The organism is Hydrogenophaga sp. OTU3427 (assembly GCF_038440225.1).
In the GTDB taxonomy this organism is placed as follows: domain Bacteria; phylum Pseudomonadota; class Gammaproteobacteria; order Burkholderiales; family Burkholderiaceae_C; genus Hydrogenophaga.
Genome location: NZ_JASATI010000002.1, coordinates 179,897 through 203,935, shown reverse-complemented (window position 1 = coordinate 203,935; position 24,039 = coordinate 179,897). Strand labels below are relative to the sequence as shown.

Sequence of the window (24,039 nt, the reverse complement as noted above, 5' to 3'; positions counted from 1 at the left end):
GGCGCTCCCGGCCTGGGATGCGCGTGCGCTGCGGGCCTTCTCATGGCACCACCTTCACGAGATCACCCTCGTTGAGGAAACCGGCGCCCTGCACCGCCACCGCCTCCTCGGCCTTCAGGCCGCTGAGCACTTCGACCCGCTCGCCCACCCGGCGCCCCACCACCAGCTTGCGCTGGCTGGCCTTGTGGCTGGTGGCGTCGATCACGAACACGTGGTTGTGGCCGTCGCGCACCACCACGGCCTGGGCGGGCACGGTCAGCGCGCTGCTCTGGCCGAGCTGGAACTGGCCACGGGCGAAGGTGCCGGCCTTGAGTTCATCGTGGCGCGGCAGGTCCACGTAGACCGTGATGTTGCGGGTCTGGGCATCGGCCACGGGCGCGACGGCGCGCACCGTGCCCGACAGGCGCAGGCCGGCGGCGGTGGTGACCTCGGCCCGGGTGCCGGCCTTGACCCGCCCGACCTCGCTGGCCGTGAGCTCGGCGCGCCACTCCATGCGACCCTGGCGCACCAGCCGGAACAGCTCCTGGCCGGAACCGGACACCGCGCCCACCGTGGCGCTGCGGGCCGAGATCAGGCCATCGTCGGGCGCCTGCACCTGGGTCTGGCGCAGGCGAAGCGCGGTGGCCGCGTGCGCGGCCTTGGCCGATTCCCACTGAGCCACGGCCACTTTTTCCTGCGTCAGGTAGAGGTCGATCTGTGAACGCGACAAGGCGCCAGTGTCGGCCACCGAGCGGGCCCGCGCGGCCTCGGCCCGGGCATGTTCCATCTGCGCCTCGGTCAGCATCAGGTTGGCGCGGGTCTGCTGGTGTTCGGCCTCCACGCTGTCGCTGGCAAAGGTGGCCAGCACCTGGCCGCGCCGCACGCGGTCGCCCACCTCGGCCCGCACGCTGGCCAGCCGCAGGCCGGCCACCTCGCCGCCCACGCTGGCCTCCTGCCACGCGCCGACGTTGCCATTGGCCTGCAGCAGCAGGGGCAAGGTGTCGCGCGTGGGTCGGGCCACGGTGACGGTCATGGCCGGGCGGGCCTCGGTTGCCGCCGTCTGAGCCAGCGCCGTGGCGCTGCGGTGGCCGCTCCACACCAGTCCGCCCAACGCGACCACCGCAGCGAGCCACAAGGGCTTGTGCATCTTCATGGCTTGTCCTTCAGTGCTTCCTGCGCGCTGGCCATGGGGTCGAAGCCCCCACCCAGCGCCACGTAGAGGTCTATCCAGGTGGCCACCCGTTCCTGCTCCAGCGCCAGCATGGCGTTCTGCGCGTTGAGCTGCAGGCGCCGCGCGTCTTCCAGTTCGTTCAGGCTGGCCAGGCCCGCCCGGTGGCGCGCCTCGGTGGCCACGAACGACTGGCCATAGCCCTGCGCCGCGGCCTGCGCGTCGATGCGGCGCTGGCCCAGGGCCGACAGGCTGACCAGGGCCTGCTCCACCTCGGACACCGCCTGCCGCAAGGTCGCCGCGTAGGCTTTGGATGCGGCCTCGTATTGCGCGCGTGCGCTGGCGACACCGGCGTCCAGGCGCTCGCGGCCCAGCAGCGGCAGCCGCAGCGTGAGCGGCCCGATGGACCAGGTCTCGAAGCCCACCTCGGCGCCGGCGCCCGAGAAACGGTTGAGGAACAGGTTGCCCGACAGGCTGAGGCTGGGCAGCAAGGCCGCCTGGGCCACGCCGACCTGGGCGCTGGCCGCCACCAGCTCGCGCTGGGCACGGTAGACGTCAGGGCGCTGGCGGATGATCTCGACCGGCAACGCACCGACCGACAAGGCCCGGTCGGCCTCGTCCGAGACCAGCCAGGCCGACAGGTCGGGCGCCTGCCGCAGCTCGGCCCGCAGTTCGGGTTCGGCCAGACCGGTCAGGGCCGACAAGGCCTTGATCTGGCGTTCGCAGGCCTGGGCCTGCTGGCCGTGGCGGCCGGCCGCGTCGGCGCGGCTGGCGCGCGCCAGGGCGGCCACGGCGGGGGCGGTCAGGCCCGCCTGTTCGGCAACGGTCGTGGCGGCCGCGGTGGCGGCGCGGGAATCGCGGTCGGCCGCCGCCACGCCCAGCAACACCACACACAGGCGCTGCGCGAAATACAAACGGGCGGTGTCCGCCGCCACCAGCACGCGGGCGTCGTGCCAGCCGGCGCTGGCGCTGTCCTGCTGGGCCTGGGCGCTGTCGCGGCGGGCGCCGGCCTCGCCCCAGAGGTCCAACGCCCACGACACCTCGGCGCCGGCGCTCAGCAGGCTGCCCAGCGGCTGCAGTGGGTCGGTCTGCCCACGGCTGGCGCGCCCCACCAGCACGGCCTGCGGGCCGGTATCGGCCGCCACGCCCAGGCTGGTGGCGCGTGCCACGAACACCCGGGCGCGGGCGGACGCCACGCTGGGGCTGGCGGCCTGGGCACGCGCGATCCAGCGGCTCAGCACCGGATCGTTGAAGCGCGACCACCATTGGCCCAGGTGCTCGGTGCTGCCCGCGTGGGGCAAGGGCGGCGCCTGCCATTGGAGCGGCAGCGCCACCGCCGGCGCGGGATCGGGCCGCTGCGGCAGGCTGCAGCCCACCAGCAGACAGCCCAGCCACAGGGGAAACGTGCGGGCCAGCATGGCGTCAGTCGTCCTCGACCGGCAGCTCGGGAAACATCACCTCGGCAAAACCGAACTGGCTGAAATCACGCACCCGCATGGGGTAAAGCTTGCCGATGAGGTGGTCACATTCGTGCTGCACCACCCGGGCATGGAAGTCCTCGACCGTTCGGTCGATGGCCTGCCCTTTGGCGTCGACACCGGTGTAGCGGATGCGTTTGAAGCGCGGCACCATGGCGCGCAGGCCGGGCACCGACAGGCAACCTTCCCAGTTGTGCTCCTCTTCGTCGCCCAGGGGCGTGAGCACCGGGTTGATCAGCACCGTGCGCGGGATGGGCTCGTACTGCGGGTAGCGCGGATTGACCTGGCCCGAGCCGAAGATGACCACCTGCAGGTCCACGCCGATCTGTGGCGCCGCCAGGCCGGCGCCGTTGGCCGCGGCCATGGTGTCCTGCATGTCGGCGACGAGCTGGTGCAGTTCGGGCGTGTCGAAGGCCCGCACCGGCTGCGCGATGCGCAGCAGGCGTGGGTCGCCCATTTTCAGGATCGGGTGTACGGCCATGCGTGTGTTGGCGCGAGCGGCGCCAGGGTAGGAATCAACAATATCATTATGCGTGACCCGTCCGCCGCTATTGGCCTCTCGGTCGGCCAAGCCGCCACCCTGTGCCGGGCCTGCCTAGCCGGCCGCCAGCATGGCCAACAGCCGCGCCTCGTCGATCACGGGCACGCCCAGCTCCTGGGCCTTGGCCAGCTTGCTGCCGGCCTCGGCGCCGGCCAGCAGGTAGTGGGTCTTCTTGCTCACCGAGCCCGCCACCTTGCCGCCGGCGGTCTCGATCAGCGCCTTGGCGTCCTCGCGGCCCAGCGTGGGCAGGGTGCCGGTGACGACAAAGGTCAGCCCGCTCAGCGGTGTGGGCGCACGTTCGGCGGGCGCGCCCTCGGGCCAGCTCAGGCCACAGGCACGCAACTGCTCCACCACCTCGCGGTTGTGGGCCTGGTCGAAGAAAGTGCGCAGACTCTGGGCCACCACCGGGCCCACGTCGTCCACCTCGACCAGCTGTTCCAGGGGCGCGTCCATGACCGCGTCCAGGCTGCCGAAATGCCGCGCCAGCGCCTTGGCCGTGGCCTCGCCCACGTGGCGTATGCCGAGGCCGAACAGGAAACGCGGCAGCGTGGTTTGCTTGCTTTTCTCCAGCGCCTCCAGCACGTTCTGCGCCGATTTGTCGGCCATGCGGTCCAGCGTGGCCAACGCGTTCAGGCCCAGCCGGTACAGGTCGGGCAAGGTCCTGACCACGTCGGCATCCACCAACTGGTCCACCAGCTTGTCGCCCAGGCCCTCGATGTCCAGCGCCCGGCGCTGGGCGAAATGCAGCAGGGCCTGCTTGCGCTGCGCGCTGCAGAACAGGCCGCCGGTGCAGCGGTGGTCGGCCTCGCCTTCCTCGCGCACGGCCGCGCTGCCACACACGGGGCATTGGGTGGGCATGGTGAATTCGGACGCGCCCGCCGGACGCTTGTCGGCCAGCACACCCACCACCTCGGGAATCACGTCGCCCGCGCGGCGCACGATCACCGTGTCGCCCACGCGCACGTCCTTGCGGCGCGCCTCCAGCTCGTTGTGGAGCGTCGCGTTGGTCACGGTCACGCCGCCCACGAACACCGGCGCCAGCTTGGCCACGGGCGTGAGCTTGCCGGTGCGGCCCACCTGCACGTCGATGGCCAGCACCGTGGTCAGCTGTTCCTGCGCCGGGTACTTGTGGGCCACGGCCCAGCGCGGCTCGCGGGTCTTGAAGCCCAGCTGCTGCTGCAGGGCCAACGCATTGACCTTGTAGACGATGCCGTCGATGTCGAAAGGCAGGCTGTCGCGCTTGGCGCCCATGGCGGCGTGAAACGCCACCAAACCTTCGGCGCCCAGCACCACGGCCCGGTCGGCACACACCGGCAGGCCCATGGCGGCGAACGCGTCCAGCAAGGCGCCATGGGTGGGTGGCACGGTCCAGCCCGACACCTCGCCCAGCCCATAGGCGAAAAAGCTCAAGGGCCGCTGGGCCACCAAGGCCGGGTCGAGCTGACGGATGGCGCCGGCGGCGGTGTTGCGCGGGTTGATGAAGGTCTTGTCGCCCCTCTCGCGCTGTTTCTCGTTCAGGCGCTCGAAATCGTCGCGGCGCATGTAGACCTCGCCACGCACTTCGAGCACCTCTGCGTCCACACCCTGCAGGCGCAGGGGTATCTGTCCGATGGTGCGCACGTTCTGCGTCACGTCCTCGCCGGTTTCGCCATCGCCGCGCGTGGCCGCCAGCACCAGCACGCCGCGCTCGTAGCGCAGGTTCATGGCCAGGCCATCGAACTTGAGTTCGGCCGCGTATTCGACCGGCGGTGCGTCCTCGGCCAGCTTGAGCGCATTGCGCACGCGGATGTCGAAGTTGCGCGCGCCCTCGGGTGTGGTGTCGGTCTCGGTGTCGATGGACAACATGGGCACCGCATGACGCACCGGCGTGAGACCGTCCAATACCTTGCCCAACACCCGCTGGGTGGGCGAATCAGGGGTCAGCAGTTCGGGGTGTTCGGCCTCCAAAGCCTGCAGTTCCTGGAACAGCCGGTCGTACTCGGCGTCCGGCAGCTCCGGATCGTCGAGGACATAGTAGCGGTGGGCGTGGTGCTGCAGCTGGGCGCGCAGCACGGCGGCGCGTTCGGCCGGGTCGGGGTCGGCCGAAAAAAGGTCCATGGTGTCCATGTTCAGGAAAAAAGTCGGCGTGCCTGAGGCGAACCGGCCGACAGATCGTGGCCGTCCAGCGCGTCGTACAGGCTTTCGAGGTCGGCGCCGATGCGGTCCATCAGTTCCTGGGCCAGGGGTTGGCCGTTGTCGTCGGTGACCACGCCGTCCATGGCCTGGGCCAGGCTGGCGGCGGCTTCGCGCATGCGCTGGTAGGGGCGCTCACTGCGCGCCACGTGGGGCACGTCCAGCGACAGGCTGACCTCGCGCAAGGCGCTTTGCTCCGGATCCTCGGCCAGCGCGGCCTGGGTGTCGAACTGCAGGCTCAGGATGGGCGCGTTGTCGACGTCACCGGGCAGGACCATGCGCCCGGGCAAGGCGCCCGGCACGAAGCCCAGCCGGGCGGCACTCTGGGTCACGTAACCCGGGCTCCAGGCGGCGCGCCGGGCGCGCAGCATGAAGCCGAGCTGGGCGTCGTGGGTGCTGGCGAACTGGTCCAGCTCGCGCGCGCGGGCCACCTCCTCCAGCATCTCGGGAAACTCGGGCGCGGCCGCCATCACGTCGGCGAAGGCCTGGGCCTTGACGATGAACTCGGAGAACTCGATCTCGTTGAGCGCGCCCGAGCGGTTGGCCAGCTGCACGCCGGCCTGCAGCGCCTGGTAGCGCTGGCCGGCGCGGGGCGCTTCCCATTCCTCGCTGCTGGCATTGAACCCTTCCACCGCAAAGGGCTTGGTGCCCACGCGGCGCGAGCGCGGCAGGGCGGCCAGCACCGCGTCGCCCGACACCACGGCCTCCAGCGCCAGCGGCGCGATGATGTCGATCAGCGGGTCCAGGCCCAGGCGTTTGTCGGCCAGGGGCATGGTCGGCAGCGGTGGCACGGTGTCGCCGGCATCGGCCGGCGACTCGGCCGCGGCCTGCCCCTCGCCGTCCAGCACGGGCTCGATGCGCTGGCCGCCCTCGGTGCTGGCGGGCGCGTTGATCTCGCGCTGGGCCGCCTTGCGCGAGGTGCTCTGGCGCGTGACCCAGGCGTTGTAGGCCATCACCGCGGCCAGCACCAGCACGCCGATGACGATGAGGCTGAGTTGCAATGTGCTCATGTGTCGTATCCGTTGATGCAGGGGGTGCTCAGGCCAGGTCCACCAGGCTGGCGGCCGATTCCATGTCCACCGCGACGATGCGCGAGACGCCCTGTTCCTGCATGGTCACGCCGATCAGTTGCTCGGCCATCTCCATCGCGATCTTGTTGTGGCTGATGAACAGGAACTGGGTTTCCTTGCTCATGCTGCTCACCAGCTTGGCGTAGCGCTCGGTGTTGGCGTCGTCCAGCGGCGCGTCCACCTCGTCCAGCAGACAGAAAGGCGCCGGGTTGAGCTGGAAGATGGCGAACACCAGCGCGATGGCGGTCAGCGCCTTCTCGCCGCCCGACAGCAGGTGGATGGTCTGGTTCTTCTTGCCTGGCGGCTGCGCCAGCACCTGCACGCCCGCGTCCAGGATTTCCTCGCCGGTCATCATCAGCTTGGCGTTGCCGCCGCCGAACAGCTCGGGGAACATCTTGCCGAAATGGTGGTTGACGGTGTCGAAGGTGCTGCCCAGCAGGTCGCGCGTTTCGGCGTCGATCTTCTTGATCGCGTCCTCCAGCGTGCCGATGGCGTCCAGCAGGTCCTTCATCTGCGCGTCGAGGAAGCCCTTGCGCTCGCGCGCCGCCGTCAGTTCGTCCAGCGCCGCCAGGTTGACCGCACCCAAAGCGGCGATCTCGCGGTTGACACGGTCGATCTCGCCCTGCAGCCCGGTCAGGCGCACGCTGTCGGCCGTGATGCTTGCGGCAATCGCGGCCAGGTCGGCGTTGGCCTCGGTCAGGAGCTGGGCGTACTGCTCGATGCCCAGCTGGGCGGCCTGTTCCTTGAGCTGGAATTCGGTGATGCGCGCGCGCAGCGGTTCCAGTGCGCGTTCAGTCTGGAGCCGGCGCTCATCGCTGGCGCGCAGCTTGGCGGTCAGATCGTCGTACTGGCTGCGCTGGGCGGCCAGGGCCTGCTCACGCTCCATCTTGGTGTTGAGCGCGTCCTGCAGGCCGCCCTGGGCGGCGGCATCGCTGAGGCGCGACAGTTCGTCGCGCGCGCGCTGGTCCTCGTCGGTGAGCGACAGCACCTGCTGGCCGGCGGTGTCCACCGCGCGCTCCAGCTCGCTGCGCCGCGCCTGCAGGCTGCGCTGCGAGAAGGTGGCCTCCTGCGCCTGGCGCTCCAGCGTGCGCAATTGTTCACGCGCCTGGCCCAGCCGGCGCTCGGCCTCGATCACCGCGTCGTCCAGCTGGCTGTGGCGTTCCTGGCTGTCGGCCAGCAACATGTCGAGTTCCTCGAAGCGCGCCTCGGCGGCCACGCGGCGCTCCTGCAGGTCCTCCAGCTGGGCGTCGACCTCGGCCATGTCGTCGGCGATCTGCGCGCCTCGGGCCCGCGCCTGCTCGCTCAGCTGGCGCAGGCGCAGCACCTCCACCTGCAACCCGTGCACGCGGCCCTGGCCCTCGCTGGCCTCCCGCCGGGCACCGACCAGGCGCTGCGAGGCGTCAGCGTAGGCGGCTTCGGCGCGGGTCAGGGCCGTGCGCGCCTCGTCCTGGATCAGCGACTGCGCGCGCTGGTCTTTTTCCAGGTTCTCGATTTCCTGCGCGCGGCCCAGCAGGCCGGCCTGTTCGGAATCGGGGGCGTAGAAACCCACGCTGTGGGCCCCCACCACGTGGCCGCTGGGCACGAACACCTGCTGCCCGGGCTGCAACTGGGCGCGCTGGGCCAGGGCATCCTCCAGCGTCGACGCGGTGAAGCAGCCGTGCAGCCACTCGGTCAGCAGGGCCTGCAGTCCGGCGTCGTTCAGGCGCAGGCGCTGGGCCAGCGGCGTGAAGCCAGCGATGCCGGTGTCGGCCCCCGCCGCGCCGCTGGGCGGGCTGTAGAAAACCAGCTTGGCAGGCGGTGCGTCCTGGCTCTGGTGGCCCAGGAAGCCGCGCACCATGTCCAGGCGCGAGATTTCCAGCGCGCCCATGCGTTCGCGCAGCGCGGCTTCGAGCGCGTTTTCCCAGCCGGTCTCGATGTGCAGCTTGCTCCACAGCCCGGCCATGCCGTCGAGGCCGTGCTGGGCCAGCCAGGGGCGCAGCTTGCCGTCGGTCTTGACCTTTTCCTGCAAGGCCTTGAGCGCCTCCATGCGGGCCGACAGCTCGGCCAGGCGGGCCGATTCGCTGTTGAGCGCCTGCTGGCGGGCGCGGCGGTCGTCGTCCAGGCCGGGCACTTGCTCTTGCAGCTCGTGCAGGCGGGCATCACTTTCCTCCTGGGTGGCCTGGGCGGCCTGCCACTGCGCTTCCAGCTGGTGCAGCCGGGCGTCGTCGGGCGCGGCCAGGGCGTTCTTGTCGGTGGCCAGGCGCTCACGGCGGGTATTGAGCGCACGCGATTGCTCTTCGATGCTGCGCTGCTCGGCCGCCAGCACCTGGATTTGCTGCTGGATCTGCGTCACCCCGGCGCGCTGCTCGTTGCTGCGCGCCTGCGCCTGGCGCAGGGCGTCCTCGAGCGCGGGCAGGCGCTGGGCCTCGTCTTCCAGCTGCGCGGCCAGGATCTCGGCCTGCTCCTCGGCCTGTTCGCCGGTGGCGGCCAGGTTCTCCAACTCCACCGCGGCGTCTTCCTTGCGGGCCGTCCATTGGGCGATCTGTTCCTTGAGCTGCAACAGGCGCTGCTCGACCCGCTGGCGGCCTTCGACCACGTAGCGGATCTCGGCTTCGAGCTTGCCCACCTCGGCGCTGGCCTCGTAGAGCTTGCCCTGGGCCTGGTTGACCTGGTCACCGGCGGCGTAGTGCGCCTGGCGCAGGGTTTCGAGCTCGGCCTCGATGTGGCGCAGGTCGGCCACGCGCGATTCAAGCTCGTTCACGCCCTTGAGGCCTTCGGCCTGCACGCGGGCGAGTTCGGCTTCGGCGTCGCTGCGCTTCAAGAACCACAGCTGCTGCTGGCGCAGTGTCACCTGGGCGTTGAGCTGCTTGTAGCGCGCGGCCACCTCGGCCTGCTTCTCCAGCTTCTCCAGGTTGGCGTTGAGCTCGCGCAGGATGTCCTCGACCCGCGTGAGGTTTTCACGCGTGTCGTTCAGTCGGTTGGCGGTCTCGCGGCGGCGCTCCTTGTACTTGGAGACACCGGCGGCTTCCTCCAGGAACAGGCGCAGTTCCTCGGGCTTGCTCTCGATGATGCGGCTGATGGTGCCCTGGCCGATGATGGCGTAGGCACGTGGGCCCAGGCCGGTGCCCAGAAACACGTCCTGCACGTCGCGGCGGCGCACCGGCTGGTTGTTGATGTAGTAGCTGCTGGTGCCGTCGCGGGTGAGCACGCGCTTGACCGCGATCTCGGCGTACTGGCTCCACTGGCCGCCAGCGCGGTGGTCGGCGTTGTCGAACACCAGCTCCACGCTGGAGCGGCTGGCCGGCTTGCGGTGGTTGGTGCCGTTGAAGATGACATCCTGCATGGATTCGCCGCGCAGTTCGGAGGCCTTGGATTCACCCAGCACCCAGCGCACCGCGTCCATGATGTTGGACTTGCCGCAGCCATTGGGCCCGACCACGCCCACCAACTGGCCCGGCAGCATGAAGTTGGTCGGCTCGGCGAAAGACTTGAAGCCGGACAGCTTGATCGAATTGAGACGCACGCGAAATCCCTGTTGGCCCACCCTCAAAGGACAGGACACCTGATGCAGAAGCTTGATTTTGTTCGATTTTTCCCGCCGGAAGCCGCACCCGGCCACGGGAAGTGATGCTGGATGTTAACTGAGCATCCAGGCGTATCGGCCGCTGCACGCGCCGTACCGGGGTGGGGCGGGATGGCCGCCGCCGCGCGGAACCGGTCTGGCGACCCAACGGTGTGCCGGTGTGTGATTCAATGCCTCGTCATGCGCCGCCGACCGGGCTCCCATCCGGGGCCCCGCGGCACACCTTCAGGAGAACCCATGAACTCGATCAAGCTGGTTGGCGTAACACTGCTCGTGGCGGGTGTACTGGCGCTGGTGTATGGCGGCTTCAGCTACACCAAGGACACCACGGCGTTGAAGCTGGGGCCGCTGGAGCTGACGGTCAAGGAAAAAGAAACGGTCAATGTCCCGATCTGGGCCGGCGTGGGCGCCATCGCCGTGGGCGGCCTGCTGCTGGTGTTCAGGGGCCGCAAGGGCTGAGCGGCCCGGGGGGCGCATCGGCCAGGCCCGCGCGGCCCATCCCCAACACCCCAGCGCGTGCCCGACGGACCCACGCGCTTGCGCCGCGCGGCTCTCCGGGATAATCCCCGCCCATGAACCCCCTGCTGTCCCACCTCCAGCCTTACCCGTTCGAACGCCTGCGCCAGCTGTTTGCCGGCGTCACCCCCAGCCCGGGCCACCGCGCCATCAGCCTGGGCATCGGCGAACCCAAACACGCCACGCCCGAGTTCCTCAAGCAGGCGTTGTGTGATGCCATCAACGACCCGGCCGGCGGCCTGGCCGCCTACCCGGCCACGATCGGCACGCCCGCCCTGCGGGCCTCGATGACGGGCTGGATGTCGCGCCGCTACGGCTTGCAGGTGGACCCGGCCACCCAGGTGTTGCCGGTCAACGGCTCGCGCGAGGCGCTGTTTGCCTTCACCCAGGTGGTGGTGGACGCCTCCCGGCGCACGGCCGACGGCCCGCCGCTGGTGGTCTGCCCCAACCCCTTCTACCAAATCTACGAAGGCGCGGCCCTGTTGGCCGGCGCCCAGCCCTGGTACGCCCACAGCGAGCCGGCGCGCAATTTCGGCATCGACTGGGCGGCCGTGCCCGACAGCGTGTGGGCGCGCACCCAGCTGCTGTTCGTCTGCTCGCCCGGCAACCCCACGGGCGCGGTGATGCCGCTGGCCGAGTGGAAGCTGCTGTTCGAGCTGAGCGACAAGCACGGCTTCGTGATCGCCTCCGACGAGTGCTACAGCGAGATCTACTTCCGCGACGAAGCACCGCTGGGCGGGCTGGAAGCGGCGGCGCAGCTGGGCCGTGCCGACTTCAGGAACCTGATCGCCTTCACCAGCCTGTCCAAGCGCAGCAACGTGCCCGGCCTGCGCAGCGGCTTCGTTGCCGGCGACGCGGCGCTGATCAAGGCCTTCAGCCTCTACCGCACCTACCACGGTTGCGCCATGAGCCCGGTGGTGCAGACCGCCAGCATCACCGCCTGGGACGACGAGGACCACGTGGTGGACAACCGCCGCCAGTACCGCGAGAAGTTCGCCCGCGTGACGCCCATGCTGGCCGAGGTGATGGAGGTGCGCCTGCCCGACGCCGGCTTTTACCTCTGGGCCGGCGTGCCCCGCGCCTTCGATCAATCCGGCACCGGCCTGAGCGCGGACGAACTGTTCGCGCGCGACCTGCTGGCTCAATACAATGTGACCGTTCTCCCGGGCAGCTACCTCGCGCGCAGTGCGCGCGGCACCAACCCGGGGGCCAACCGGGTGCGCATGGCCCTGGTGGCCGAGACCGCCGAATGTGTCGAAGCCGCCGAACGCATCCAGGCCTTCATCCGGGGCTGGCGCGCCTGAGTTATTCCGATTTCCTTTTCACAAGCATCACCATGACCCAACAACTGCAGCAGATCATCGACACCGCCTGGGACAACCGCGCCAACCTGTCGCCCACCAGCGCCCCCAAGGAAGTCAGCGAGGCCGTCGAGCACGTGATCGCCCAGCTCAACGTGGGCCAGCTGCGCGTGGCCACCCGCGAAGGCGTGGGCCAGTGGACCGTGCACCAGTGGATCAAGAAGGCCGTGCTGCTGTCCTTCCGACTGAAGGACAACGCCGTGATGAAGTCCGGCGACCTGGCCTTCTTCGACAAGGTGCAGACCAAGTTCGCCCACCTCAGCGAAGAAGACATGAAGGCCACCGGCGTGCGCGTGGTGCCGCCGGCCGTGGCGCGCCGTGGCAGCTTCATCGCCAAGGGCGCCATCCTGATGCCCAGCTACGTCAACATCGGTGCCTACGTCGACGAAGGCACCATGGTCGACACCTGGGCCACCGTGGGCAGCTGCGCCCAGATCGGCAAGAACGTGCACCTCAGCGGCGGCGTGGGCATCGGCGGCGTGCTGGAGCCGCTGCAGGCCGGCCCCACCATCATCGAGGACAACTGCTTCATCGGGGCCCGCTCCGAAGTGGTCGAGGGCGTGGTGATTGAAGAGAACTCGGTGCTGGGCATGGGTGTGTACATCGGCCAGAGCACCCCCATCTTCAACCGCGACACCGGCGAGACCCTCTACGGCCGCGTGCCCAGCGGCAGCGTGGTCATCAGCGGCAACTTGCCCAAGAAGACCAAGGCGGGTCAGGACTACAGCACCTACGCCGCCATCATCGTCAAGACGGTGGACGCGCAAACCCGGTCCAAGACCAGCCTGAACGACCTGCTGCGTGACTAAACCCCCTTGCGTTCTACGCCCTGCGGGCGCAGCCCGGGGCTCCGCCGCTGTGCGGGTCGCTGCGCGGGTCGCTGCGCCCCGAGGGGACTGGGCCGCCTTGGTAGCGGCCCGGCGGCGGCCCGTGATCTCTCCGACCACTCATTGGGAGAAGCAGGAATGAGCACCCCCAACGGCAACGGCACCGGCACGATGGAGCGCATCCTGCGGCTGATGGCCGAGAAGAAGGCCTCCGACATCTACATGTCGGCCGGTTCTCCGGTGCAGATCAAGATCAATGGCGTGACGCAGCCCATCAACGGCCAAGTGCTGCCGGCCGATGCGCCGCGCGCCTTGCTGGCCGAGATACTGGCGCCCGAGCGCATGGAAGAACTGATGCACTCGGGCGAGCTCAACATGGCGCACGCCATGCCGGGCGTGGGGCGTTTCCGCATCAGCGGCATGCGCCAGCGCGGCACCTACGCAGTGGTGATCCGCTTCATCCAGACCGAGGTGCCGACCCTGGACTCGCTGGGCGTGCCCGAGATCCTGAAGGAGATGATCCTGGCCAAGCGCGGCCTGGTGCTCATGGTCGGCTCCACCGGCGCGGGCAAGAGCACCACGCTGGCGGCCATGCTGGACCACCGCAACGAAAACATGTCCGGACACATCCTGACGGTCGAGGACCCGATGGAATACCTGTTCAAGAACAAGCGTTCCATCGTCAACCAGCGCGAGGTCGGCACCGACACCGCGTCGCTGCACGTGGCGCTGAAGAACGCGCTGCGCCAGGCGCCCGACGTCATCATGATCGGCGAGATCCGCGACCGCGAGACCATGTCGGCCGCCATCGCCTACGCGCAGTCGGGCCACCTGTGCCTGGCCACGCTGCACGCCAACAACAGCTACCACGCGCTCAACCGCATCCTGAGCTTCTACCCGGTGGAGGTGCGCCCCACCCTGCTGGGCGACCTGTCGGCCTCGCTGCGCGGCATCATCTCGCAGCGCCTGCTGCGCACCGTGGACGGCACCCGTGCGCCGGCCATGGAGGTGATGGTCAACACCAAGCTGGTGCAGGAGTTGATCGACAAGGCCGACTTCTCCGGTGTGCGCGAGGCGATGGAGAACTCCATGGCCGAAGGCTCACAGACCTTCGAGGAAGACCTGGCGCGACTGATCGTCGAGGGCCGCATCGACCGCAAGGAAGGCCTGGCCTACGCCGACTCGCCCACCAACCTGTTGTGGCGCCTGCAGAACACCTTTGCCAGTGCCCCCAAGGCGGCGGCCGAAGCCGAACAGGCGGCCGAAAATGCCGGTCCCTCTTTCACCGAGTTCACGCTGGACGTCAAGCATTGAGAAGGTGTGAACGAATCCCTCACGCCCGATTCATCCCCACCTTCTGAGACGGGCGCGTCCGCGTACGTCCCCCCACACCCATGAACCACGACACCCTGCGCCTGGCCGAGGCACTGATCGCCTGCCCCTCGGTCACTCCCGCCGACGCCGGCTGCCAGGCCATGCTGGCCGAACGGCTGGCGCCCCTGGGCTTCGCTTGCGAAACGCTGGAAAGCGGCCCCGACGACTTCCGCGTGACCAACCTGTGGGCCAAGCGCCCAGGCCGTGCCATCAACGGCCTGGCCGCGCCCACGCTGGTGTTCGCCGGCCACACCGATGTGGTGCCCACCGGCCCGCTGTCCCAGTGGGGCAGCGACCCCTTCGTGCCCACCCACCGCGACGGCAAGCTCTACGGCCGCGGCGCCAGCGACATGAAAACCTCGCTGGCCGCCATGGTGGTGGCGGTGGAGGAATTCCTCGCCGCCCAGCCCGACCCCGCCCTGTCCATCGCCTTCCTGCTGACCAGCGACGAGGAAGGCCCGGCCAACGACGGCACGGTGATCGTCTGCAACGCCCTGAAGGCCCGTGGCGAGACACTCGACTACTGCATCGTGGGCGAGCCCACCTCGGTCGAGCGCACCGGCGACATGGTCAAGAACGGCCGGCGCGGCACGATGAGCGGCAAGCTCACGGTCAAGGGCATCCAGGGCCACATCGCCTACCCCCACTTGGCCAGGAACCCCATCCACAGCCTGGCACCGGCACTGGCCGAACTGGTGGCCACCGAGTGGGACCGCGGCAACGACTTCTTCCCGCCCACCAGCTGGCAGGTCAGCAACATCCATGGCGGCACCGGGGCCAGCAACGTCATCCCCGGCGAGGTGGTGGTCGACTTCAACTTCCGCTTCAGCACCGAATCCACGCCCGAAGGCCTGCAGCAGCGCGTGCGCGACACCCTGGCCCGCCACGGCCTGCGCGAAGACGCCGATTACCAGCTCGCCTGGACGCTGGGCGGCCGCCCCTTCCTGACCACCCCCGGCACCCTGGTGGACGCGGTGCGCGCCGCCATCCTGGATGAGACCGGCATCACCACCGAACTGTCCACCACCGGCGGCACCAGCGACGGCCGATTCATCGCCCAGGTCTGTCCCCAGGTCATCGAGCTGGGTCCGCCCAACGCCACCATCCACAAGATCGACGAGTGCGTGGCGGTGGCCGACATCGAACCGCTCAAGAACATCTACCGGCGCGTGCTGGAAAACCTTGCCGCATGACCCTCTCTGAACTCATCGACAGCGCCGAGCAGCAACTCCAACAAGCCGGCGTGGCCTTTGGCCAGGGCACGACCCATGCCTTCGACGAAGCCGTGTGGCTGGTGCTGTGGCGCCTGGGCCTGCCGCTGGATGCCGACCTCGACACCGAGGGCGCCCGGACGATCACCGAGGCCGAACAGGACCAGGTGGCCACGCTGGTCGCCCAGCGCATCGCCACCCGCCAGCCCGCCGCCTACCTCACCCGCGAAGCCTGGCTGCAGGGTGTGTCCTTCTACGTCGACGAACGCGTCATCATCCCGCGCAGCCTGATCGCCGAACCCCTGGCCGACGGCACGCTGGACGCCTGGCTCGGCGCCGACACCCGCCAGGTGCTGGACCTGTGCACCGGCAACGGCAGCCTGGCCGTGCTCGCCGCCCTGGCCTGGCCCGACGTCGCCGTAACCGGCGCCGACCTCTCCACCGACGCCCTGGCCGTGGCCCACATCAACGTCGAGCGCCACGGCCTGCGGGACCGCATCACCCTGATCGAGTCCGACGGCCTGGCCGCCTGCCCCGGCCCCTACGACCTCGTCCTGTGCAACCCGCCCTACGTCAACGCCGACAGCATGGCGGCGCTGCCGGCCGAATTCCGCGCCGAACCCGAACTGGCCCTGGCCGGCGGCACCGACGGCATGGACTTCGTGCGCGCCCTGCTGCGCGACCTGCCCTCCCGCCTCTCGCCCCACGGCGTGCTGGTGCTGGAAATCGGCCACGAACGCGCGTATTTCGAAGCCGCCTTCCCAGACCTCTCGCCCGTGTGGCTCAGCACCAGTGCGGGGGATGACCAGGTGCTGCTGCTCACGGCCGCTGATTTGCACGGCTGACAGCACCGGGGCCGGCCACCGTTGCAGGGCCACAACCGGTGAATGGGGCAAGGGACTCAACCGGCCCATCGCCGCGTCATGTGATACAAATGTCCAGCGCTGTTGCCATCTCCCCATGGGCAACGGCCAGCTTATGCAACCTGTTGGGCAGACACATGAAGACCCATCACCGCTGTTCGGCTGCCGCATTGGTGACGTCAGTCGTCCTCACGGTCATCGGCATCTACAAAGGTGCGGCCGTTTTGGTCGGACTGGCGACAGCCATAGAACTGGTGGCCACCATCGTCACCGGCAAGAAGACCAACGCTTAGCAAAGGGGAGCGCAGCGCCTATGTCATCACCCCGTCCGCAGTGGCTGGTGCTTGCATCGGTCGTTGTTCTGTTCCTCCTGGCGGTCTCGGGCGTGCGCCCCTACGATCGCGCCACGTGGCTCATGGAAGTGCTGCCGGTGATGATCGCCTTACCCGTTCTGTGGCTCAGCCACAAGCGCTTCCCCCTCACGACGCTGCTCTACACGTGCATCTTCGTCCACGCAGTGGTGCTCATCTTGGGCGGTGCTTACAGCTACGCCAGGGTTCCGCTGGGGTTCCAGCTGCAGGAGCTTTTGGGCCTCAGCCGCAACCCCTACGACAAGATCGGTCACTTCGCCCAAGGCTTCGTGCCAGCGCTTGTTGCCCGGGAAATCCTCCTGCGCGGCAGCCACGTGGCAGGACGCCGCATGCTGGCCTTTCTGGTCGTCTGCGTGGTGCTCGCCATCAGCGCGACCTATGAGCTCATCGAATGGGGCGCGGCGCTGGCACTCGGTCAGGGCGCCGACGAGTTTCTGGGGACACAAGGCGACCCGTGGGACACGCAGTCCGACATGTTTTTCGCGCTCATCGGCGCCGTCACGGCCTTGTGCCTCTTGTCTCGGCTGCATGATCGCCAACTGCAAAGGCTCCGCCCAGTGGCGGCGTGCGCCTGAACTGGGACCTGGAACGCCATCAACTGACGTGGAGGCTGGCATGTGCCGCAATATCCGAACACTCTTCAACTTCGAGCCACCGGCCACGGAACTGGAGATTCGCGACGCGTCCCTGCAGTTCGTGCGCAAGCTCAGCGGCTTCAACGTGCCCTCCAAGGCCAACGAAGCGGCCTTCAACCAGGCGGTGGAGCAAGTGGCGGCTTCAGCCAGGCAACTCATGTCCTCGCTGGTCACCTCGGCGGAACCACGCAACCGCGACATCGAGGCCGCCAAGGCAAAGGCCCGGTCTGCCGAGCGTTTTGGCACCCAGGCTTGAGGCGGGTCGCCGCCGTGCCAGTTGCGGCCGTCAAAACCTCGACCCAAGGTCTCAGGCCATGCGCACTGCCCCGGGCATCACGTCCGTGGAGCAACTGCAAAAGCTCGGGTCGGAGTCCGCGTTCAGCAAACACATGAACGTGGCGCGTGACCCGCTCTGTAGGGACGCCACCCGCCACTGCGGCACAATCGGGGCTTCGCGCGTTGCCCGCTCCGGGCGCACACCACCCTCTTTTCCAGCCTCCGGCCCCCGTCCGCACCTTGGGTGCGGTCTTGTGTTCCCATGATCCAACTGCAAAACCTGACCCTGCGCCGTGGCGTCAAGGTCGTGCTCGACGCCGCGTCGGCCACCCTCAACCCGGGCGAAAAGGTCGGCCTGGTCGGCCGCAACGGGGCCGGCAAGTCCAGCCTGTTCGCCCTGCTCACCGGCGTGCTGCACGAGGACAGCGGCGATTTCAGCATCCCGGCGCAGTGGCGCATGGCGCAGGTCGCACAGGACATGCCCGAAACCGAACAGCCGGCCACGCGCTTCGTGGTCGAAGGCGACACCACCTTGCTGGCGGCCGAGCAGGAGGTGAGCGCGGCCGAGGACAGCGGCGACGGCGAGCGCATGGCCCATGCCTACATGGCGCTGCACGACGCCGGCGCACACGACGCCATCCCCCGCGCCCAGGCCCTGCTCATGGGCCTGGGCTTCAGCAGCGCCGAGGTCGACCGGCCGGTGAACAGCTTTTCGGGCGGCTGGCGCATGCGCCTACAGCTGGCCCGCGCGCTGATGTGCCCCAGCGACCTGCTGCTGCTCGACGAACCCACCAACCACCTGGACTTGGACGCCCTGGTCTGGCTGGAGGCCTGGCTGCGCCGCTACGAAGGCACGCTGCTGGTCATCAGCCACGACCGCGAATTCCTCGACGCGGTCACCACGGTCACCCTGCACATCGAACACGCCAAGCTCAACCGCTACGGCGGCAACTACAGCCGCTTCGAGGACATGCGGGCCGAGCAACTGGCGCTGCAGCAGACCAGCTACGCCAAGCAGCAGGAAAAAATCGCCCACCTGCAGAAGTTCATCGACCGCTTCAAGGCCAAGGCCAGCAAGGCCAAACAGGCACAGAGCCGGGTCAAGGCGCTGGAGCGCATGGAAAAGCTGGGTCCGGTGCTGGCCGAGGCCGACTTCGAGTTCGAGTTCCGCGAGCCGCTCAACCTGCCCAATCCCATGCTGTCGCTGGAGTCGGTGAGCGTGGGCTACCCAAGCGAGACCGAGGGCGGCGATCCCACCGTCATCGTGCACGGCATCAGCAAATCGGTCATGGCCGGCCAGCGCATCGGCATCCTGGGCGCCAATGGCCAGGGCAAGTCCACCCTGGTCAAGACGGTGGCGCGCGCGCTGCAGGCGGTGGACGGACAGATCACCGAAGGCAAAGGCCTGAACATCGGCTACTTCGCCCAGCAGGAACTGGACGTGCTGCGCCCGCAGGACAACCCGCTGGAGCACATGGTCCGCCTGGCCAAGGAGGTGTCGCCGCAGGCGCGTGAACAGGAACTGCGCAACTTCCTGGGCAACTTCAACTTCACCGGCGACATGGTCAAGCAGGCCGTGGGCAGCATGAGCGGCGGCGAAAAAGCCCGCCTGGTGCTGTGCATGATCGTCTGGCAGCGCCCCAACCTGCTGCTGCTCGACGAACCCACCAACCACCTCGACCTCGCCACGCGCGAGGCCTTGAGCGTGGCGCTCAACGAGTTCGAAGGCACCGTCATGCTGGTCAGCCACGACCGCGCCCTGCTGCGCGCCGTGTGCGACGAGTTCTGGCTGGTCTCGCGCGGTGGCGTGGAGCCCTTCGACGGCGATCTGGACGACTACCAGCGCTACCTGCTGGACGAATCCAAACGCCTGCGCGAACAGGCGCAGAACAAGGCCCAGGCGGCGGCCAGGGAAGAACAGGCCGCGGCGGCGTCGGCCCTGGCGGCGGCCAAGGCCAAGCCGGCGCCCGAGGCGCCCCGGCTGGGTGGCGCCGAGCAACGCCGCGCCGACGCCCAGCGCCGCCAGGAAACCAACGAGAAGATGCGCCCCCTCAAGCGCGAACTCGCCGAGGTGGAAAAACGCCTGGAAGCGCTCAACGCCGAGCAGGCCCAACTCAATGAACGCCTGCTGGCCAGCCTGCCACCGGCCGAGATGGCCGAGATCGGCAAACGCCTCAAGGCCATCGACACCGAGCTGGCCGAGCGCGAGGAGCGCTGGCTGGAACTGGGCGAGGCGCTGCAGGCTTTGGAAGCCTGAGACGGTTTGGAGGGCACCCCCCGGTGGGCGATGGGTGGCATGCGCACAGTTATCATCTGTTGACGATTGACCCACACCACCCACATGCCCCCCGCTGCCCAGGCTCCACGATCCTTCCAACGCCCTGCGGCTGCCGCGGTGCCGGGCATGCGGCCGGGCCAGGTGCTGCCCGGCCTGTGCTTGCTGGCCCTGGCCACGGGCGCCCTGGCCGATGAGCTGGCGATCTCCGAGCGCGACTACTTCGAGGTCCTGCCGGTGGTGCTGACGGTCAGCCGCCTGGCGCAGCCGATCAGCGAGACGCCGGGCGCCGTCACCGTGATCGACCGCAAGACCATCCAGGACCTGCAGGTGCGCGACATGGCCGAGCTGCTGCGCCTGGTGCCAGGCTACTTCGTCAGCGGCTACAACGGCGCCAACCCCATTGCCGTGTACCACGCGCCGCTGGACGAATTCGGCGTGCGCAACCTGGTGCTGATCGACGGCCGGCCGGCCTACTCGTCCTACTACTTCGGCGGCACCGCGCGTGGCCTGATGTCGGTGGATCCGCAGGATGTGGAGCGGGTCGAGGTGCTGCGCGGCGCCAACTCCGCCGCCTATGGCGCCAACGCCATGTTCGGCGTCATCAACATCGTCACCCGCCATTCGGCCGACACCCTGGGTGGCGAAGCCTCGCTGCGCGTGGGCGGCGGTGGCGTGCGCGACGCCCGCGTCAGCCTGGGGCGCGGCGACGGCACCCTGAGCTACCGCCTCAGCGCCGTGCAGCGCCGCGACAACGGCCTGCGCAGCCTGTTCGACAGCCGCGACCTGGACCAGCTCCGCTTTCGCGCCGACCTGCGCACCGACGCCCGCAGCGAACTGCAGTTCGAGGCCGGGCTGAGCCAGCTCGATGCCGGCGATGGCTACGCCGGCGACGTCGGCAACCCGGCGCGCACCCTGAGCTGGCACGACTGGTACCTCAACGGCCAGTGGCGGCGCCAGCTCTCGGACACCGAGCAGCTCAAGCTGTCCATGAGCCTGACCCGCGAATCCCTGCGCGACAGCTACGCCTACCTGCCGGTGCCCGGCATCACCGTCGACTTCAGCGGCGTCGGCCGCCGCATGGACCTGGAGCTGCAGCACCAGACACAGCTGCGCCCCGGCCTGCGCCTGGTCTGGGGGGCCGGCGTGCGCCAGGAAGAGGCGCAATCGCTGCCCCTGTTCTACCGGGCCGACGCCCTGTCCTTCACCGAATCGCGCCTGTTCGGCAACCTCGAATGGCGGCTGGCGCCGGACTGGACCCTCAATGGCGGCCTGTTCGTCGGCCACCACAGCTGGACCGGCGCCTTCGCCACGCCACGGGTGATGTTGAATTACCAGGCCGCGCCCGACCACACCCTGCGCGCGGGCGTCAACAAATCGGTGCGCACGCCCTCGCTGTTCGAACTGGCCGGGGACGTGCGTTACGACCTGGACGGGCTGACCCTGGGCCGCACCTTCGCCGCCACCGGCCAGGTGCGCCCCGAACGCCTGCTGAGCCACGAGCTCGGCTACTTCGGCAACCTGCGCGCGCTGCGCGCCACGCTGGACGTGCGCGTGTTCCGCGAAAAGATGGATGGCTACATCGCCAGCCGCGAGTACAACCTGCCCGCGCCCCTGCCCTACACCGGCACCCTGGTCACCGACTACGTCAACACGCCCGGCCCTCGCATATCGGGCGTGGAATACCAGTGGCGCTGGTCGCCGGTGCCCCAGACCGACGTCTGGCTCAACCAGGCCTTCGCCAGCCTGAGCTGGCCCGGCGACAGCGGCGCTGGCAGCACACCCACGCGCGCGACGACGCTGGCGGTGTTCCACCAATGGCCGCGGCACCTGCGGCTGGGCCTGCTGTGGACGGAGCGCGGTCCGATGAGCTGGTCGGGCGTGGGCGAGATGCCCAAGCGCCTGCGGCAACTCGACCTGCACCTGTCCTACCCCTTGCGTTTCGGCCCCAACGCGGCCCGTGTCGCCTTCACGGTGCGCAACCTCAACGGCGCACAAACCCTGTTCCAGTCGCGTTTCGCCAGCCCGCAATCGCGGCGCCAGGCCTACGCCAGCCTGCACGTTGACCTCTGACGCCCCACACCGCCCGCGCCGCCGCCGCGTGCTGCACGGCGGGCTCGCGGCTGCCCTGCTGGGGGCCGGTGCGCTGGCCAGCGCCGCCGACCCGGTGGTGTGGCTGATCGCCGCCGACCAGAGCGCCGCCTACGCCGAAGCCCTGGCGGCCGTGCGCGAAGCCCTGCCGGGTGTCGTCCTGCGCAGCTTCGCCACCACCGCCCTGCCCGCCCCCGGACGCGAGCCGGCCCCGGCCCTGGTGCTCACCCTGGGCAGCAGCGCGCTGCGGGTGGCATTGGAGCGCGCGACCAACGACAGCGCCCTCGCCCAGGTGCCGGTGGCCGCCGGCCTGCTGCCGCGCGCGAGTTTCGAGGTGCTGCCGCTGCGCGCCAGCCCGCCGGTCACCGCGGTCTGGCTGGACCCGGCCGTGGAGCGCCACCTCGATCTGCTGCGTCTGGCCCTGCCGGACCGCCGCCGCCTCGCCGTGTTGTGGGGCCCCACCTCGCGCGCCTGGCGGGCCACGCTGCAGCGCGCCGCCACCGAGCGGGGCCTGCAGCTGATCGAAGCCGAGCTGCCCGCCGTCGAGCTGTTCCCGGCCCTGAGCCAGGTGCTCGGCGACGCCGATGCCCTGTTGCTGCTGCCCGACAGCGCGGTCTACCAGCCGGGCAACCTCAACAACGTGCTGATCGCCGCTTACCGCCAGCGGGTGCCGGTGCTGGGTTACGCCGCCACCCATGTGCGGGCCGGCGCCACCCTGGCCCTGCACACCGAACCGGCGCAGGCCGGTCGCCAGCTGGCCGCCGTGGCGCGCCGCCTGCTGAATGAGCGCCGCGGCCTGCCACCACCGGCCGCGTCCACCTTGTGGACGGTCGACGTCAACGAACAGGTGGCCCGCTCGCTGGGCCTGTCGCTGCCCGACCCGGCGGCCCTGACCCAGGCCTTGCGCCGCCAGGAGACCCGGCCATGAAACGGCACCGCACCGCCATCCGCACCCGGCTCTGGCTGGCCGCGGCGCTGCCCGCGCTGCTGGCCGCCGCCGCGCTGCTCGGGGTCTTTCTGAGCCGCTATTCGGACGACCTCACCGAGGCCTGGCAGGAGCGCGCGCGGGTGGCCGCGCTGCAACTGGCCGGGGCGGCGGAGTTCCCGCTGTTCGCCAACGACACCGAAACCCTGTCGCGCCTGGTGGAGGCCAGCCGCAAGGGCGACGCCCAGCTGCGCGCGGTGGCTGTGTACGACGCCAGGGGCCGCCAGCTGGCCGCCGCCGGCAGCCCCGAAGGCCCGCCGCTGCCGTTTGACCAGCAGGAACACGTGCGGCTGGACCGCCAGCTCACGGTGCTGGTGCCCATCGCCTCCGGCACCGCGCGCGTGGACCTGTTCATCGAGACCAACGGTGCCGCGCCCCGCAACCCCGATGGCGGGGTGCGTGGCTACGCCCTGGTCCAGCTGAGCCTGGACAGCCTGGAGCAGCGCCGGAGCGAACTGCTGGCCTGGACCGTGCTGGCCACCGGCGGCGCCATGCTGCTCGCGGGTCTGCTCTCCACCATCATCGCCAGCCGGGTGACGCGGCCCATCGGCCACATCAGCCAGGTGGTCGAGTCCATCGGCAACGGCCTGCTGAGCGCGCGCACCGAACCCGCGCGCTGCGGCGCCCTGGCCGAGCTGGCGCAGGGCGTCAACGAGATGGCCGCACAGGTGGCCATGAACCAGCAGGAGCTGCGGCGCCAGATCGACCTGGCCACCGGCGAGCTGCGCCAGCAGAAGGACGCCGCCGAGCAGGCCGCCCGTTTCGATTCGCTGACCCAGGTGCTGGGCCGGCGCGGTTTCACCGAGCAGGCCGAAAGCGAAATCCAGCGCTGCATGCGCTACCCGCATGCGCTGTCGCTGATCATGATCGACATCGACCACTTCAAGGCCATCAACGACACCCACGGCCATGCAGCGGGCGATGCGGTGCTGCTGCATTTCGCGCAGTTGCTGATGCGCGAGCTGCGCGAATGCGACGTGGTCGGGCGCATCGGTGGCGAGGAATTCGCCGTGCTGCTGCCCGACAGCGGCGTCGAGCAGGCCATGCGCGTGGCCGAACGGATGCGCGCCTCGGCGGTGGCGACCCAGATCCATGTGCGTGGCCAGCCGCTGAACTTCAGCGCCAGTTTTGGTGTCGCAGAGTTCCTGCCCCAGGAACTCACGCTCGACAGCCTGCTGGCCCGCGCCGACGCCGCGCTCTACGAGGCCAAGCGCCAGGGCCGCAACCGTGTGCTCCTGGCCAGCCCGCCCGGCGCGGCCTGACCACCTTCAACCTGAGAATCTT

General features: G+C 69.5%; 19 protein-coding genes. 13 read left to right on the top strand and 6 right to left on the bottom strand.

The window, feature by feature from the left end; all coding sequences use genetic code 11:
• Positions 1-40: 40 nt before the first annotated feature.
• The 6 genes from AAHB17_RS02080 to smc form a co-directional block, all read right to left on the bottom strand.
• On the bottom strand, positions 41-1,132 hold the full coding sequence (locus AAHB17_RS02080; protein ID WP_342128766.1) for an efflux RND transporter periplasmic adaptor subunit: 1,092 nt from the start codon (positions 1,130-1,132) through the stop codon (positions 41-43).
• Positions 1,129-2,565 (bottom strand): efflux transporter outer membrane subunit, encoded by a 1,437-nt coding sequence (locus AAHB17_RS02075; protein ID WP_342128765.1) that lies wholly within the window; start codon positions 2,563-2,565, stop codon positions 1,129-1,131. Before AAHB17_RS02075 ends, AAHB17_RS02080 begins: the two co-directional genes overlap by 4 nt.
• A gap of 4 nt (positions 2,566-2,569) precedes the next feature.
• Positions 2,570-3,106 (bottom strand): peptide deformylase, encoded by a 537-nt coding sequence (def, locus tag AAHB17_RS02070; protein WP_342128764.1) that lies wholly within the window; start codon positions 3,104-3,106, stop codon positions 2,570-2,572.
• 114 nt (positions 3,107-3,220) lie between these two features.
• A complete protein-coding gene (gene ligA, locus AAHB17_RS02065) occupies positions 3,221-5,272 on the bottom strand; it encodes an NAD-dependent DNA ligase LigA (RefSeq protein WP_342128763.1) in 2,052 nt (683 codons plus the stop codon).
• A 2-nt stretch (positions 5,273-5,274) separates the two neighbouring features.
• Positions 5,275-6,348, bottom strand: coding sequence for a cell division protein ZipA C-terminal FtsZ-binding domain-containing protein (locus tag AAHB17_RS02060; protein ID WP_342128762.1), 1,074 nt, complete (start codon positions 6,346-6,348; stop codon positions 5,275-5,277).
• Between the two features lie 28 nt (positions 6,349-6,376).
• Positions 6,377-9,910, bottom strand: a complete 3,534-nt coding sequence (gene smc / locus AAHB17_RS02055) for a chromosome segregation protein SMC (RefSeq protein ID WP_342128761.1) — start codon at positions 9,908-9,910, stop codon at positions 6,377-6,379.
• Between the two features lie 297 nt (positions 9,911-10,207).
• Between smc and AAHB17_RS02050 the strand changes: the two genes are divergently transcribed.
• The 13 genes from AAHB17_RS02050 to AAHB17_RS01990 all read left to right on the top strand — a co-directional run bounded on the left by AAHB17_RS02050 (position 10,208) and on the right by AAHB17_RS01990 (position 24,017).
• Positions 10,208-10,429: a hypothetical protein gene (locus tag AAHB17_RS02050; RefSeq protein ID WP_342128760.1), complete on the top strand. Its 222-nt coding sequence runs from the start codon at positions 10,208-10,210 to the stop codon at positions 10,427-10,429.
• Between the two features lie 113 nt (positions 10,430-10,542).
• Positions 10,543-11,790 carry a succinyldiaminopimelate transaminase gene (gene dapC / locus AAHB17_RS02045; RefSeq protein ID WP_342128759.1) on the top strand — a complete coding sequence of 416 codons (1,248 nt, stop codon included), beginning with the start codon at positions 10,543-10,545 and terminating at the stop codon, positions 11,788-11,790.
• A 32-nt stretch (positions 11,791-11,822) separates the two neighbouring features.
• Complete coding sequence (dapD, locus tag AAHB17_RS02040) at positions 11,823-12,656, top strand: 2,3,4,5-tetrahydropyridine-2,6-dicarboxylate N-succinyltransferase (RefSeq protein ID WP_342128758.1); 834 nt, start codon at positions 11,823-11,825, stop codon at positions 12,654-12,656.
• A gap of 156 nt (positions 12,657-12,812) precedes the next feature.
• Positions 12,813-13,988, top strand: a complete 1,176-nt coding sequence (locus AAHB17_RS02035) for a PilT/PilU family type 4a pilus ATPase (protein WP_342128757.1) — start codon at positions 12,813-12,815, stop codon at positions 13,986-13,988.
• Positions 13,989-14,068: 80 nt separating this feature from the next.
• A complete protein-coding gene (gene dapE / locus AAHB17_RS02030; protein ID WP_342128756.1) occupies positions 14,069-15,241 on the top strand; it encodes a succinyl-diaminopimelate desuccinylase in 1,173 nt (390 codons plus the stop codon).
• Positions 15,238-16,104 carry a 50S ribosomal protein L3 N(5)-glutamine methyltransferase gene (gene prmB, locus AAHB17_RS02025; RefSeq protein ID WP_342128755.1) on the top strand — a complete coding sequence of 289 codons (867 nt, stop codon included), beginning with the start codon at positions 15,238-15,240 and terminating at the stop codon, positions 16,102-16,104. The genes dapE and prmB overlap by 4 nt, the downstream gene beginning before the upstream one ends.
• 155 nt (positions 16,105-16,259) lie before the next feature.
• On the top strand, positions 16,260-16,415 hold the full coding sequence (locus tag AAHB17_RS02020) for a hypothetical protein (RefSeq protein ID WP_342128754.1): 156 nt from the start codon (positions 16,260-16,262) through the stop codon (positions 16,413-16,415).
• A gap of 20 nt (positions 16,416-16,435) precedes the next feature.
• A complete protein-coding gene (locus tag AAHB17_RS02015) occupies positions 16,436-17,068 on the top strand; it encodes a DUF2238 domain-containing protein (RefSeq protein WP_342128753.1) in 633 nt (210 codons plus the stop codon).
• A 40-nt stretch (positions 17,069-17,108) separates the two neighbouring features.
• Positions 17,109-17,384, top strand: coding sequence for a DUF2277 domain-containing protein (locus AAHB17_RS02010; RefSeq protein ID WP_342128752.1), 276 nt, complete (start codon positions 17,109-17,111; stop codon positions 17,382-17,384).
• Positions 17,385-17,666: 282 nt separating this feature from the next.
• Positions 17,667-19,661, top strand: a complete 1,995-nt coding sequence (locus AAHB17_RS02005) for an ABC-F family ATP-binding cassette domain-containing protein (RefSeq protein WP_342128751.1) — start codon at positions 17,667-17,669, stop codon at positions 19,659-19,661.
• Positions 19,662-19,745: 84 nt separating this feature from the next.
• Entirely contained in the window at positions 19,746-21,752 is a 2,007-nt protein-coding gene (locus AAHB17_RS02000) for a TonB-dependent receptor plug domain-containing protein (protein ID WP_342128750.1), read from the top strand.
• Positions 21,742-22,698, top strand: coding sequence for an ABC transporter substrate-binding protein (locus AAHB17_RS01995; RefSeq protein ID WP_342128749.1), 957 nt, complete (start codon positions 21,742-21,744; stop codon positions 22,696-22,698). The genes AAHB17_RS02000 and AAHB17_RS01995 overlap by 11 nt, the downstream gene beginning before the upstream one ends.
• On the top strand, positions 22,695-24,017 hold the full coding sequence (locus AAHB17_RS01990) for a GGDEF domain-containing protein (protein ID WP_342128748.1): 1,323 nt from the start codon (positions 22,695-22,697) through the stop codon (positions 24,015-24,017). Before AAHB17_RS01995 ends, AAHB17_RS01990 begins: the two co-directional genes overlap by 4 nt.
• The last annotated feature ends 22 nt before the right edge of the window (positions 24,018-24,039 follow it).